Source organism: Sphingomonas aliaeris (assembly GCF_016743815.1).
Lineage (GTDB): Bacteria > Pseudomonadota > Alphaproteobacteria > Sphingomonadales > Sphingomonadaceae > Sphingomonas > Sphingomonas aliaeris.
In genome coordinates, this window is the sequence record NZ_CP061035.1 from 1,222,979 (window position 1) to 1,236,850 (window position 13,872).

Below are 13,872 nucleotides of genomic sequence, written 5' to 3' on the forward strand. Positions count from 1 at the left end.
GGGCGCACGAATCGTGTTTGCGCAATAGGGGGATTTCAATGAGGATCCGGAATTACTCGGCCGCGTTTGCGGCTGCGACGCTCGTGCTGGGTGAGGCGTCGGTGACGGCGCAAAAGGCCGGGACTGTTGGCGGGACAGCGACCTATCTTGCGGATAGTGCTTCGCCGTTCGGACCGCCGCCAGCGGCTGATGACGATGCCAAAATTGCGATGCCCGATCTGGCCTTCAAGGCGGACGTGACGACCGATGCCAATTTCGACAAATATTACGCTTTCCGGCGTGCCAATACCGACTTCAAAACGGCTTATGCCGATATCGCGGAGTGCGACAGCTACGCGCGCGGATTGCAGAGCGGGATCGGGTATGTTGCGACGCCATACCCTTATGTCGGGACGATGGCGGGGGCAGTCGGCGGCGCGATCGGCAATGCGATGGCTGTTCTGATCTTCGGATCGGCCGAAAAACGTCGACTGCGGCGGGTCAACATGCGCACCTGCATGCACTTCAAGGGCTATAACCGATATGGTCTGTCCAAGGACGTCTGGGACAAATTCAATTTCGAAGAGGGGATCGGCAGCGTCACCGAGAAGAAGCGATATATGTATCTGAAGCAGCAGGCGATGGTCGCCTCGTCAGGCAATCTTCAGGGAAAGGTGTTGGGCCTGTGAAGATCATCATGCTTGCCGCGATCGCGGCGGTTTCTACCGTCACCCCGGCGTTCGCAAAAGAAAAGCCGCCTGTCTTCGTCGTCACTGCGCCGGTGAAGGACAAGCCGGTCGTGACGATCGATCCTGCCAAGGCCTATATTTTATTGCGCAGCGATAATCCGGTACCGCTGTACCTGATGAAGGTGCCGACTGCGGAGGATCAGGCGCTTTATGATAAAACCCGCGCTGCAGCTTTTGTCGAGGCGCGCCAGAAGTACGAGAAAAAGCAGGCGAGCTATCTGAAGGCGAAAGCCGAGGCGGTGAAGACACCGGGTTTGAGCGTTCCCGAAGAACCGGTCGAGCCGACCGACGCGAACTTCGAATTCGTTCCGTTTGAGATGTTGGCCAGTGTTGGTATCGGCCCTACCAACCGACTTTCGAAATCGAAGGATGTATCGACCTATCTGCAGGAAGTTACGCCGGGGACATACCGCGTATATGGTCAAATGCTGGTGATGAACGGCACAGCTGGAGGTAGTTGCTTCTGCATGGGCAGCGTAAAGTTCGATGCCCCAGCCGGTAAGATCGTTGACCTCGGCGTGATTGATAAGGCGGACAAGGTCGAGAAGGTTTCGGGCGATTCGTCACAGCCGGTACTGATCGGGGAGAAACCGCTGTTCCGGTCGGCAGGGCCTGGCGAAACGCTTGATCCGCGAATAATTAACCAGACCGTCGTTGCAGCCAAATTCATGCCGGTGGGCAAACTGCCGAACTATTTCGGGCTGACGATCACGCGGATTCCCGAGATGTCGGGGGTGTTTCGCTATGATCGCGACCGGATGATCGATCTTACGACAGGATCATAAAAGGGAGCCATCTGGCTGATGGCTCCTTTTCAATTACTGCGCGTCGTCGTCCTGGTTCTTGACGACGCCGCCGGTTCCGCCAACGCCGTCGAAATCGCCGGGTGAGGTGAAGGCGTCGGGTTCCTTGCCGCCTTCGCCGCGTTCCACCGCATCCTTCCGGGCATCAACCATCTGTTGCAGGTCGCTGCGGTCGTCCGCGCTGTCGGTCGGCTGGTTGGAGTCTTCGGTCATGTCCGTTCCTCAGGCGTTGGGCGCGAAGGGCGCTTCGTCATAGGGCTGTGCGGGGGCCACGCCGGGGTTGGCATCGGGTGTCGCGTCGGGCACGTCGATGTCCGGTTGCGGAGACGGCAGCTCGGTCGGAGCAGGATCGGGCTGGGCCGGCTGGGTCGGGAACGGGGGCAATTCGGTCGGGGGCGTGGTGGCCATGATCGTCTCCTCTGCGCACCCAACGCACCGCGGCGGGGAGGGTTGCCGAGGGCGGCGAAAGCAGGGCCGCACGGTGGGGAAAAGGCCAATGCGCGATGCAGCTTGCCCCCGGCCCACCTGTTGCTATAGACGCCGCCGACCTGCGGTGTCCTATGTGCGGGCGTGGCGGAACTGGTAGACGCGCTTGGTTTAGGTCCAAGTATCGCAAGATGTGGGGGTTCGAGTCCCTTCGCCCGCACCAGTCCTTCGCGTTATGGGCGAAGGATGCCGCGCAAGAAATATTCCTGAAAAGGCGTGAGAGTTGAAATGCAGACTGTCGAGACGTTGAACGAAGGCCTGAAGCGCGCCTACACCCTGACGATCACCGCCAAGGATATCGATTCGAAGGTCGATGCCGAACTGAAGCGCGTCGCGCCGCAAGTGCGTATGCCCGGCTTCCGCCCCGGCAAGGTGCCGGCGAACCTTGTGCGCAAGATGCACGGGCCGTCGCTGATGCAGGATGCGCTCAACAGCTCGATCCAGGAAGGCATTCAGACGCTGATCGCCGAACAGCGCATCCGCCCCGCGATGCAGCCTTCGGTCAGCCTCGACGACTATGAACCGGGCCAGGACGCCGCGGTGAAGGTAGAGATGGAAGTCCTGCCGGACGTGCCGACTCCTTCGATCGACGGTCTGAAGCTGGAGCGCCTGACGGTGCCGGCGGACGAGGCTTCGGTCCAGTCGCAGTTGCAGAAGTTCGCCGACCAGCAGAAGTCGTGGGATGATGCCGACGCCGGCTACGAAGCCAAGACGGGCGATCTCGTCACGGTCGATTTCGTCGGCAAGACGATGGACGGCGTCGCGTTCGAGGGCGGCACCGGTTCCGACATGGCGATCGAGATCGGGCAGGGCCGTCTGATCCCGGGTTTCGAGGATCAGGTCGTCGGTGTGAAGGCTGGCGACGAGAAGCAGATTTCTGTGACATTCCCGGAAGAATATCAGGCGAAGGACCTCGCCGGTAAGCCCGCGACGTTCGATCTGGTCGTCAAGTCGGTGAAGACCGCCGGCGACACCAAGATCGACGATACGCTGGCGACGTCGCTGGGACTCGAAAGCCTCGAACAGCTTTCGGGCTTGCTGAAGGGCCAGATCGAGCAGGAGCTGAACGGCCTCACGCGCACGTACATGAAGCGCAAGCTGCTCGACCAGCTGGCCGAGGGTCACGATTTCCCGGTGCCGCCGTCGATGGTCGAGGCCGAATTTTCGCAGATCTGGTCGCAGCTTGAGCATGAAGCGACGCATGAAGAAGATCCGGAAGCTGCGCTGGCCGAGATGGAAGGCGAGCGCGACGATTACCGCAAGATCGCCGAGCGCCGCGTGCGCCTGGGCCTGCTCCTGTCCGAGATCGGCCAGGCGAACGGGATCGAGGTTTCCTCGCAGGAAATGAACCGCCTGATCGCGCAGGCCGCGCAGCAATACGGCCCGGAAGATCGCAAGCGCTTCATCGAATACGTCCAGCAGGAGCCGATGGCGGCCGCGCAGCTTCGCGCACCGTTGTATGAGGACAAAGTCGTCGATTTCCTGTTCGAGAAGGCAGAGATCAGCGACCGCGAAGTGACGCGCGAAGAGCTGGAAGCGGCGATCGAATCGGAAGAGGGTTTCTCGTCCGGCACGCACACGCACGATCACGACAATCACAAGCCGAAGGGCAAGAAGGCGAAGAAGGCCGAGCCTGCCGAGGGCGAAGCCGCAGCGGACGCCGGTGCCGACGCACCGACCGAAGCGAAGGCCAAGCCGGCCAAGAAGGCCGCAGCCAAGAAGACCGAAGCGGCCGATATCGAGCCCGCCGCACCTGGCGACGAGCTGGTCGAGGCCGCACCGAAGAAGAAGGCGGCTACCAAAAAGGCGCCAGCAGTAGCTCCGGCCGATGTCGCGACCGAACTGACGACATCGTCGCCGGTCGCGGCCGAGGCCGCGGAAGGCACCGAAGCCGCCGACGCCCCGGTAAAGAAGCCACGCGCGAAGAAGCCGGCGGCAGACAAGGGCTGAATACGGCCATAAATCTCACAGGCAGGGACATCTTGAGACCTTCCGGTTACGCTTGCGTAATCGACTGATTTCAGATGCGCCCCGCCGGTCGGAGCGACGAGGGCCGGGGTGACCAACGATATGATTGCCCCGCCCCGGATCGCCGTCCTGCTTCCCTGCTACAATGAGGAAGCCGCCATCGCGCAAACGGTGGCGGGGTTTCGGTCGGTCCTGCCGACGGCCGACATCTATGTTTACGACAATAACAGCCGCGATCGGACGATGCAGGTCGCGCGGGAGGCCGGGGCGATCGTCCGGCTGGAGCGGATCCAGGGCAAGGGCGCCGTCGTCCGGCGGATGTTCGCCGATGTCGATGCGGATATCTACATCATGGCGGATGGCGACGCGACCTATGACGCGACGGCGGCGCCGGCGATGATCGCGCGGATGCTGGACGAGCAGCTAGACATGGTGGTGGGCTCGCGCGTCACGCAGGAGACGGCGGCATATCGGCGCGGACACCAACTGGGCAACCGCGCGATGACCGGGCTGCTCGCGCAACTGTTCGGTCGCAGTTTCACCGACATCTTTTCTGGATATCGCGTATTTTCGCGCCGCTTCGTCAAGAGCTTCCCGGTGCTGTCGGCCGGGTTCGAGATCGAGACGGAGATCAGCGTGCACGCGCTGGAACTGAAGATGCCGACGGGCGAGATCGAGACGCCGTATTTCGCCCGGCCCGAGGGGTCCGTGTCGAAACTGAGCACCTATTCCGACGGCTTCCGCATCCTGCGCACGATCGCCACTTTGTACCGGATCGAACGGCCGGTGCTGTTCTTCGGCGTCATCGCCGCAATTTTCGCGGCCGTCGCGCTGATCCTGTCGATACCGCTGATTCTGACCTATATGGACATAGGGCAGGTACCGCGGTTCCCCACCGCTATCCTGATCACCGGGCTCGGCATTCTGGCGGCGCTCAACATCTTTGCCGGGCTGATCCTGGACACGGTGGTGCGGGGGCGGCGGGAAATGCGCCGGCTGGCCTATCTGTCGCACCGCGCGCCGGGTGGTGTCGACCGCAGGACTTGAACTCGTTTCCGCCAAGGCCGATGTATGCGTTTCGCCGTTATGGCACCTTTGGGGCATAAGGACTGAAACTCTCCATGCATAATCCGTTCGAAACCGGTAATTTCGCACCTCCGGGGTTCCGCGCAGATCCTATCACCGGCGGCCTCGTGCCGATCGTGATCGAGCAATCGAACCGCGGCGAGCGTAGCTTCGACATCTATTCGCGCCTGCTGCGCGAACGCATCATTTTCGTGACCGGCGGCGTGGAGGACCATATGGCCTCCGTGATCACGGCACAGTTGCTCTTCCTGGAGTCCGAAAACCCCAAGAAGGACATCTTCATGTACATCAACTCGCCGGGCGGCGTGGTGACGGCCGGCATGGCGATCCATGACACGATGCAGTACATCCGTCCGCGCGTCGGCACGGTGTGCATCGGGCAGGCCGCGTCGATGGGCAGTTTCCTGCTGGCTGCGGGCGAGCCGGGGATGCGCGTCGCGCTGACCAACGCCCGCATCATGATCCACCAGCCTTCGGGCGGTGCGCAGGGAATGGCCAGCGACATCCAGATCCAGGCGCAGGAAATCCAGCGCATCAAGAACCGGATGAATTCGCTGTACGCGCAATATACCGGCAAGCCGATCGAGGAGATCGAGAAGGCGATGGATCGCGACACGTTCCTGGAAGCAGCCGAGGCCAAGGCCTTCGGCCTGATCGACGAGGTGTTCGACAAGCGTCCTGCCGTCGCGGACGACAGCGGCAGCACGCCGGCCCTTCCATCGACGTAAGGCGCTGATTTTTAAGACCGTTATTGCTATTGTACGATCGAAGGCGGGCGGCCTAAGATGGCTGCCCGCACTAGCGCGCGGAAATTCGCGCGAAGGATGGATTGAATGACCAAGTTGAGCGGCGGCGATTCGAAAAGTACGCTTTATTGCTCGTTCTGCGGCAAGTCGCAGCACGAGGTGCGCAAGCTGATCGCCGGCCCGACCGTGTTTATCTGCGATGAATGCGTCGAGCTGTGCAACGACATCATCCGTGAGGAGACCAAATCGGCTCTCGTCAGCAAAAAGGACGGTGGCGTTCCGACGCCGCAGGAAATCTGCGACGTGCTGGACGATTATGTCATCGGCCAGAAGCGCGCCAAGCGCGTGCTGTCGGTGGCGGTGCACAACCACTATAAGCGCCTGAACCACGGCCAGAAGGGCGCGGACGTCGAGCTTGCCAAGTCGAACATCCTGCTTGTCGGGCCGACGGGCTGCGGCAAGACGCTGCTGGCGCAGACGCTGGCCCGCATCCTCGACGTGCCGTTCACGATGGCCGATGCGACGACATTGACCGAGGCCGGCTATGTCGGCGAGGATGTCGAGAACATCATCCTAAAGCTGTTGCAGGCGTCGGATTACAACGTCGAGCGTGCCCAGCGCGGCATCGTGTATATCGATGAGATCGACAAGATCAGCCGTAAGGCCGAAAACCCGTCGATCACGCGCGATGTTTCGGGCGAAGGCGTGCAGCAGGCGTTGCTGAAGCTGATGGAAGGCACCACCGCGAGCGTCCCGCCGCAGGGTGGCCGCAAGCATCCGCAGCAGGAATTCCTGCAGGTCGACACGACGAACATCCTGTTCATCTGCGGCGGTGCATTCTCGGGTCTCGAGAAGATCATCGCGGATCGTCAGCAGGGCAAGTCGATCGGGTTCGGGGCTTATGTCGCGACTCCAGAAGAACGTCGCACGGGCGAAGTGCTCAAGTCGGTCGAGCCGGAGGATCTGCTGAAGTTCGGGTTGATCCCGGAGTTCGTCGGTCGTCTGCCGGTCATCGCGACGCTGGAGGATCTCGACGTGCCTGCGCTCGTGACGATCCTGACCGAGCCGAAGAACGCCCTGGTCAAGCAGTATCAAAAGCTGTTCGACATGGAGGATGTGAAGCTCGGCTTCACCGACGACGCCTTGGTCACGGTCGCCAAGAAGGCGATCGATCGCAAGACTGGTGCGCGCGGCCTGCGTTCGATCCTGGAAGGCATTCTGCTCGACACGATGTTCGACCTGCCCGGGATGGATTCGGTCGACGAGGTGATGATCGACGGCGACGTAATCGAGGGCCGCAAGGAGCCGATCCGCGTCTATGCCAAGAAGGAAAAGAGCGGCGCGGCCTGATCCCCGCCAGCCCTCCAACGCCATACCGGACCCGCGTCGACCATGTGGTCGGCGCGGGTCTTTTTTGCTCATCGTCGTTTGTCTTACATTCGCGACTCCAATCGGGTCGCGTTCGTATCGCCGTTCACTATGCTAGGTTTCGCGTCATGAATCGTTCGCCCTTACAGCCGATCTGGTCCCTCGCCTTGCCGCCGCTCGGCGTTCTGGCGGTGTTCCTGTCGCTGGGGTCGATGGGAGCGATCGGCGTTGCGGCGGCGGCGTTGATCCTGATCGGATCGGTGCTCGCCGCGGTCCATCATGCCGAGGTCGTCGCACACCGCGTCGGCGAGCCGTTCGGGACGCTGGTCCTGGCGGTATCGGTGACGGTGATCGAGGTGTCGCTGATCGTGTCGTTGATGCTTGCGGAAGGCGCGCAGGGCACGACGCTGGCACGGGATACGGTGTTCGCCGCGATCATGATCATCCTGAACGGCATCGTCGGCCTGTGCCTGCTGGCGGGCGCGGCGCGACATCACGAACAGCGTTTCGTGCAGCGCGGGGTGAGCGCGACGCTGGCGGTCCTCGCCGCGATGGCGGTGCTGTCGCTGATCCTGCCGAACTTCACCTGGACGGTGCCGGGGCCGGTCTATTCGAACAGCCAGTTGGTGTTCGTCGCGATCACGTCATTATTGCTCTACGGCACGTTCGTGCTGGTCCAGACGGTGCGGCACCGCGACTATTTCCTGCCCTCGACCACCGGGGCATTGCCGCGGGACGCGCATGCGGACCAGCCATCGGCGAACACCGCATGGGTGGCGTTCGGCCTGTTGCTGGTCGCGCTGGTCGCCGTCGTGCTGTTGGCTAAGGGTCTCGCGCCGACGCTGGAAGCCGGGGTGCGCGGGGCGGGCTTGCCTCTGACCCTCGTCGGTGTCGCCATCGCGGCCCTGGTGTTGGCGCCCGAGAGCCTTGCGGCTTACCGCGCGGCGAAACGTAACCGGCTCCAGACCAGCCTGAACCTCGCGCTCGGATCGGCTCTCGCGACGATCGGGCTGACGATTCCGAGCGTGGCCGCCGTTTCGCTCATCCTCGATCTGCCGTTGACGTTGGGGATCGATTCGAAGGGGATCACGCTGCTCGCGCTGTCGCTTATGGTGTCGATCCTGTCGCTGGGAACGGGGCGGACGACGGTGCTGCAAGGCGTGGTGCATCTGGTGATCTTCGCGGCGTATCTGTTCACCACGATCGTGCCGTGAGCCCCCGACGCAGCTAGTCGGGGCTGCCTTGTGCCGCCAGCCGCTCCAGCCACGCCTTCGCCTGTTTCGGCTCGCCGACCGCGCTGGCATCCGCACGGCCGCGTGACGCGAGAAAGGCGGGGTGAAGGGCGAACGGTTCGATCCCCAATTGTCCGCGCATCTTGTCGATCGACCCGGCCAGATCGTCCAGCTCGGTAAGCACGGGGGCGACGCGCGCCGCCATCTGCTTGTCCCTGGTATGGCCGAACAAGCCCCAGCGCCCGCGCGCGCAATCCTCCAGCGCAGTGATCAGAAGCGCGCGATATTCCTGTTCCTCGGCCTCGCGGCGGAGATCGAGTTGTTCGAGCCGGTCTGCCTTCGCCATGTCAGGCAAACCCCGGTGCGCAGCGTTCGACGGGGAATGTGCGGCTGATCATTGGCCATCCTTCGGCTTGGTTTTTTGCGCCGCTTGCCACGCCTGCATGCCTTCGATCGCGACGGATCGCCGCAACACGCGCGCCATCGGGTCGATGACGACATGCGCGTCCGGAGCGATGGACACGCTGTCCCTGCCGCCCGTCATGGCCAGCCGCTGCACGCGGCCGTCGACTTCGATCTCGATCGGCATGGGGAAGGGCAGGGCGTTCGGCGTCTTCCATGAGAGCGTCAGCGTTCCCCGCTGCGTGTCTCGATCAGCTCCGGCAGCGCCGCCTGACGCAGATAGACGTCGAAGAACCAGCGATAGTCCTTGCCGGTCACTTTCGCGACGTACCGCTCATATTCGCGCGAATTGGTGAAGCGGGGTGTGAAGTTGCCGGGTCGCGGATCGGTCCGGCCATAGACCGCCAGCCGCGTGACGTCGAAAAAGTCCTTGTCGCCGATCAGGTTGCGCAACGTGTGCAGCAGCCACGATCCCTTGACGTAGATATCGCCACCCGGCCCGCCGCGATCGGTGGTATAGACGTCTTCCTCGGTCCGCGGCTTGCCGGAGACGAGCGGGGCGAGGTTCAGCACCGTTTCGCGCGATTTCTGGAGCATCGCGAGATAGCGCGCATCGCCCTCGCGCCATTTGCCGTAGGCCGGCTGCATGTAGGACGCATATCCTTCGTGCAGCCACATATCGTCCCAGTCGGCGACGGTCATCTGGTTGGCGAACCATTCATGCGCGAATTCGTGCTGGAACAGCCAGTCGAACCCCTCCGCCGCCTTGGCATAGTCGTTGCCGTAGGCGTTGATCGTCTGGTGTTCCATGCCCTTGTGCGGGGTTTCGACGACGCCGACCTTCTCGTCGCCGAACGGATAGGGGCCCACCGCGCTTTCGAAGAAATCGAGCGTCGGGGCGAATTCCGCGAACAGCGCCTCGGCCTGTTTTCGTTCGCCCGGCAGATACCAGTAGAACATCGGGATCGTGTTGCCGAAACGGCTTTTGTAGCCGCCCTCGATCACCTCATACGGCCCGACATTAAGGGCGGGCGCATAGGCGTTCGGATTCTTGACGCGCCAGTTCCACGTCGTGCGCCCATCGGGCAAGGTCGACATGCCCAGGAACACGCCGTTCGATGGCGCCTTCAGGCCCTTCGGCACGGTGATGTGCAGGTCCATCACCCCCGGCTCTGCGGTCGGCGTGTCCATGCACGGCCAGAACAGGTCGCATCCCTCGCCCTGCACCGCGGTCGCGACCCAGGGGGACCCGTCCGGCGTATGCGACCAGACGAAGCCGCCGTCCCACGGCGCACGCACGGCGACATGCGGGCGCCCGCCATAGCTGATCCGCGCGGTGACTTTCCCGCCGGCGGCGACGCGACGGGGCAGCTTGATCGTCAGCACGCCGTCCGGGTTGCTCCACGCCTTGAACGGCAGGGCGACACCATCGATATCGATACCGTCGACGGGCAGGTTGCGGTCCAGATCGACGATCAGGCGCGACAGCGGCGCGCGGGCGGTGAAATTCAGCGTGCCGACCGCCCCGATCGTCTCCGTCTCGGGCATGATTTCGATCGCGAGATCGACGCTGTCCAGCTGTTGCCGCATCTGTTCCGGATTGACCGGGCCGCCGGACTTCTGCGTCTGCGGTGTGATGTCGGGCTTGCCGCGCTCGGCCGATCCCGGGGCGGCGGGAAGCGTCGTCACCAGCGTCGCGGCGGACACCGCCAGCATCGCACGGCGAATGCGAAGCGAGATTGATGGATCGGCAACCATCACCATATAAGATACGTAAAGCGCCCCGTTGGGCGCACCGGAGTATGCATGACCCAATCCTATCCTGTCTTGCCATTACGTGACATCGTTGTTTTCCCGCACATGATCGTGCCGTTGTTCGTCGGACGCGACAAGTCCGTCGCCGCGCTGGAATCGGCAATGAATGCCGACAAGGAAATCTTCCTCGTCGCCCAGCTGGATCCGGCCGAGGACGATCCCTCGCGCGACGATCTGTACGACCTGGGCGTGACCGCCACCGTGCTGCAATTGCTCAAGCTGCCGGACGGCACCGTTCGCGTGCTCGTGGAGGGCAAGCGTCGCGCGCGTCTGGATAGTCTGGTCGAGGGTGATGCGTTCCTGACCGCGTCCGTCGAGACACTGGACGGCGATGACGGCGCGGAGGAACTCGACGCCGCCGCCGATTCGATGAGCAATGAACTTGCCGCGCTGATGCGGTCGGTCGTCGACCAGTTCGAGAATTATGCGAAGCTGAACCGCAAGTTGCCGGCGGAAACCGCGGTGCAGCTGAACGAGATCGACGATGCGTCGCGGCTCGCCGATGCGGTCGCCGCGAACATCTCCGTCAAGGTCGCCGACAAGCAGTCGCTGCTGACCGAGATGGATCCTGCGCGCCGGCTGGAGATGGTGTTCGGCTTCATGGAAGGCGAACTTGGCGTTCTTCAGGTCGAAAAGAAGATCAAGAGCCGCGTCAAGCGCCAGATGGAGAAGACGCAGCGCGAATATTACCTCAACGAACAGTTGAAGGCGATCCAGCGCGAACTCGGTAACGAGAGCGAGGAAGGCGAAGGCGACGAGATCGCCGAGCTGACCCAGAAGATCGCGACGCTGAAGCTGAGCAAGGAAGCGCGCACCAAGGCGACGGGCGAACTCAAGAAGCTGAAGACGATGGCGCCGATGAGCGCCGAGGCGACGGTGATCCGCAATTACCTCGACGTGTTGCTCGGCTTGCCCTGGGCCAAGAAGTCCAAGGTCAAGAAGGACATTGCGGCGGCGCAGGCGGTGCTGGATCAGGACCATTATGCGCTGGAGAAGGTCAAGGACCGGATCGTCGAATATCTTGCGGTCCAGGCGCGCACCAACAAGCTGAAGGGGCCGATCCTGTGCCTCGTCGGCCCGCCGGGCGTGGGCAAGACGTCGCTGGGCAAGAGCATCGCCAAGGCGACCGGGCGCGAGTTCATCCGCCAGTCGCTGGGCGGCGTGCGCGACGAGGCCGAGATTCGCGGCCATCGCCGGACCTATATCGGATCGCTTCCGGGCAAGATCGTCACCAACCTGAAAAAGGCCGGTACGTCGAACCCGCTGTTCCTGCTCGACGAGATCGACAAGCTGGGTCAGGATTTCCGCGGCGATCCCGCTTCGGCTCTGCTCGAAGTGCTGGATCCGGAACAGAATGCAAAGTTCCAGGATCACTATCTGGAGGTCGATTACGACCTGTCGGACGTGATGTTCGTGTGCACGGCGAACTCGCTGAACCTGCCGCAGGCGTTGCTCGACCGCATGGAGATCATCCGGCTGGAGGGCTATACCGAAGACGAGAAGGTCGAGATCGCGGAACGGCATCTGTTGGAAAAGCAGATCGAGGCGCACGGACTGAAGAAAGGCGAGTTCGAGCTGACCAAGGAAGGTCTGCGCGCGCTCATCCAGTTCTACACCCGTGAAGCCGGCGTTCGCACGCTGGAGCGCGAGATCGCCAAGCTGGCGCGCAAGGCGTTGCGCCAGATCCTGGAGGGCAAGACGAAGAGCGTGACGATCACGCCCGACAACCTGTCCGAGTTCGCCGGCGTGAAGAAATTCCGCCACGAACTTGGCGAGGAGGAGAACCAGATCGGTGCCGTCACGGGGCTGGCCTGGACCGAGGTCGGCGGCGAGTTGTTGACGATCGAGAGCGTGACCGTGCCGGGCAAGGGCCATGCGAAGGTCACCGGCAAGCTGGGCGACGTGATGAAGGAGTCGATCGACACCGCGCTCAGCTTCGTCAAGGCGCGCGCTCCGAGCTATGGAATCAAGCCGAGTCTCCTCAATCGCAAGGACATACACATCCATCTTCCCGAAGGTGCGGTGCCCAAGGATGGGCCATCCGCGGGTATCGGCATGGTAACGGCGATCGTTTCCACTTTGACGGGAATCGCGGTGCGTCGCGAGATCGCGATGACCGGCGAGGTGACCCTGCGTGGTCGCGTGCTGCCGATCGGCGGGCTGAAGGAGAAGCTGCTCGCGGCGCTTCGTGGCGGTATCAAGACAGTGCTGATCCCGGCGGAAAACGAGAAGGATTTGGCGGACATCCCCGCTAACATCCTGAACGGGCTGACGATTATTCCGGTCAAGCATGTCGATGAAGTGCTCAAGCTGGCCCTGACCGAGACGTTGACGGCGATCGACTGGACCGATGCGGACGAGCTGGCGGCGTTGCCGCCGGCGGGTGTCGCGCCGGCCGGCGGGGAACTCCACCACTGATAAACACTGCGGCGCGTCGACCACGGCGCGCCGCATTTGTGCGATCAAGCGTACGGGGCCCCGTCATTTTGTTTTGACAGCCCCGTTACGAACGGCCTTATTGCGCCACCGGCTTCGGGCCGGGAATCATTCTCAGTATCGTTAGCGGGGGCATTTTGGCATGAACAAGCAGGAATTGATCGGATCGGTGGCCGATACGTCGGGCCTGAGCAAGGGCGACGCAAGCAAGGCCGTCGAGGCGGTCTTCGATGCGATCTCTGCCTCGCTCAAGAAGGGCGACGAAGTGCGCCTCGTCGGTTTCGGTACGTTTTCCGTCAGCAAGCGCAAGGCGTCGACCGGGCGCAACCCGCGCACCGGCGAGCCGATGACGATCAAGGCATCGACCCAGCCGAAGTTCAAGGCTGGCAAGGGCCTGAAGGACGCGGTGAACTGATCGATCGGACGTGCATGCGGGGCTGGACAAATCCGCCGCGCAGGCACTAAGGCGTTTTCATCAGGGCGGCGGCAACGTCGCCCTGTTCCGTTCCGGGCCTCGTATCGAATGATGCGCGGCCCGAACGGTGCAACGGATGGGCGCGTAGCTCAGCGGTAGAGCACACCCTTCACACGGGTGGGGTCACAGGTTCAATCCCTGTCGCGCCCACCATCCGACAAAGCCCGCCGGTCGTTCGCGACCGGCGGGCTTTTGCGTTTTCGCTGTCGTGTTTGTCGCACGATCAAGGCGGCATCTGCCTTCTTTCCAAACCATCCAACTTTCAGCCCCCCGCCGTTCGTTTCGAGCGCAGTCGAGAAACCGTCCAATGGGATGCCGGATGGTTTC

12 protein-coding genes, 2 tRNA genes and 1 pseudogene are annotated in these 13,872 nt (G+C 62.8%); 11 read left to right on the forward strand and 4 right to left on the reverse strand.

Annotation, left to right across the window (positions count from 1 at the left end; translation table 11 throughout):
• The first annotated feature begins 38 nt into the window (after positions 1–38).
• The gene (locus H5J25_RS05625; RefSeq protein ID WP_202095115.1) at positions 39–668 is read left to right on the forward strand and encodes a hypothetical protein; all 630 of its coding nucleotides are present in this window, start codon (positions 39–41) and stop codon (positions 666–668) included.
• Positions 665–1,513: a hypothetical protein gene (locus H5J25_RS05630; RefSeq protein ID WP_225883376.1), complete on the forward strand. Its 849-nt coding sequence runs from the start codon at positions 665–667 to the stop codon at positions 1,511–1,513. Before H5J25_RS05625 ends, H5J25_RS05630 begins: the two co-directional genes overlap by 4 nt.
• 33 nt (positions 1,514–1,546) lie before the next feature.
• Here H5J25_RS05630 and H5J25_RS05635 read toward each other — a convergent pair whose 3' ends face one another.
• The gene (locus tag H5J25_RS05635) at positions 1,547–1,744 is read right to left on the reverse strand and encodes a hypothetical protein (protein WP_202095116.1); all 198 of its coding nucleotides are present in this window, start codon (positions 1,742–1,744) and stop codon (positions 1,547–1,549) included.
• A gap of 9 nt (positions 1,745–1,753) precedes the next feature.
• The gene (locus H5J25_RS05640) at positions 1,754–1,939 is read right to left on the reverse strand and encodes a hypothetical protein (protein WP_202095117.1); all 186 of its coding nucleotides are present in this window, start codon (positions 1,937–1,939) and stop codon (positions 1,754–1,756) included.
• Between the two features lie 156 nt (positions 1,940–2,095).
• Here H5J25_RS05640 and H5J25_RS05645 point away from each other — a divergent pair.
• The 6 genes from H5J25_RS05645 (at position 2,096) to H5J25_RS05670 (ending at position 8,399) form a co-directional block, all read left to right on the forward strand.
• Positions 2,096–2,180: transfer RNA gene (locus H5J25_RS05645), tRNA-Leu, on the forward strand.
• A 65-nt stretch (positions 2,181–2,245) separates the two neighbouring features.
• Positions 2,246–3,967 (forward strand): trigger factor, encoded by a 1,722-nt coding sequence (gene tig / locus H5J25_RS05650; RefSeq protein WP_202095118.1) that lies wholly within the window; start codon positions 2,246–2,248, stop codon positions 3,965–3,967.
• A gap of 120 nt (positions 3,968–4,087) precedes the next feature.
• Entirely contained in the window at positions 4,088–5,032 is a 945-nt protein-coding gene (locus tag H5J25_RS05655) for a glycosyltransferase family 2 protein (protein WP_202096038.1), read from the forward strand.
• Positions 5,033–5,106: 74 nt separating this feature from the next.
• A complete protein-coding gene (locus H5J25_RS05660) occupies positions 5,107–5,799 on the forward strand; it encodes an ATP-dependent Clp protease proteolytic subunit (RefSeq protein WP_225883377.1) in 693 nt (230 codons plus the stop codon).
• Between the two features lie 105 nt (positions 5,800–5,904).
• Positions 5,905–7,167 (forward strand): ATP-dependent Clp protease ATP-binding subunit ClpX, encoded by a 1,263-nt coding sequence (gene clpX, locus H5J25_RS05665; RefSeq protein ID WP_202095119.1) that lies wholly within the window; start codon positions 5,905–5,907, stop codon positions 7,165–7,167.
• 146 nt (positions 7,168–7,313) lie between these two features.
• The gene (locus tag H5J25_RS05670) at positions 7,314–8,399 is read left to right on the forward strand and encodes a calcium:proton antiporter (RefSeq protein ID WP_202095120.1); all 1,086 of its coding nucleotides are present in this window, start codon (positions 7,314–7,316) and stop codon (positions 8,397–8,399) included.
• A 13-nt stretch (positions 8,400–8,412) separates the two neighbouring features.
• Here H5J25_RS05670 and H5J25_RS05675 read toward each other — a convergent pair whose 3' ends face one another.
• Together H5J25_RS05675 and H5J25_RS05680 are read right to left on the reverse strand one after the other, a co-directional pair.
• Complete coding sequence (locus H5J25_RS05675; protein ID WP_202095121.1) at positions 8,413–8,763, reverse strand: hypothetical protein; 351 nt, start codon at positions 8,761–8,763, stop codon at positions 8,413–8,415.
• Between the two features lie 48 nt (positions 8,764–8,811).
• A pseudogene (locus H5J25_RS05680) lies at positions 8,812–10,535 on the reverse strand (M1 family metallopeptidase).
• 90 nt (positions 10,536–10,625) lie between these two features.
• Here H5J25_RS05680 and lon point away from each other — a divergent pair.
• The 3 genes from lon to H5J25_RS05695 all read left to right on the forward strand — a co-directional run bounded on the left by lon (position 10,626) and on the right by H5J25_RS05695 (position 13,698).
• Complete coding sequence (lon, locus tag H5J25_RS05685) at positions 10,626–13,052, forward strand: endopeptidase La (RefSeq protein WP_202095122.1); 2,427 nt, start codon at positions 10,626–10,628, stop codon at positions 13,050–13,052.
• A 160-nt stretch (positions 13,053–13,212) separates the two neighbouring features.
• Positions 13,213–13,485, forward strand: coding sequence for an HU family DNA-binding protein (locus H5J25_RS05690; RefSeq protein ID WP_055783318.1), 273 nt, complete (start codon positions 13,213–13,215; stop codon positions 13,483–13,485).
• A gap of 138 nt (positions 13,486–13,623) precedes the next feature.
• Positions 13,624–13,698: transfer RNA gene (locus H5J25_RS05695), tRNA-Val, on the forward strand.
• The last annotated feature ends 174 nt before the right edge of the window (positions 13,699–13,872 follow it).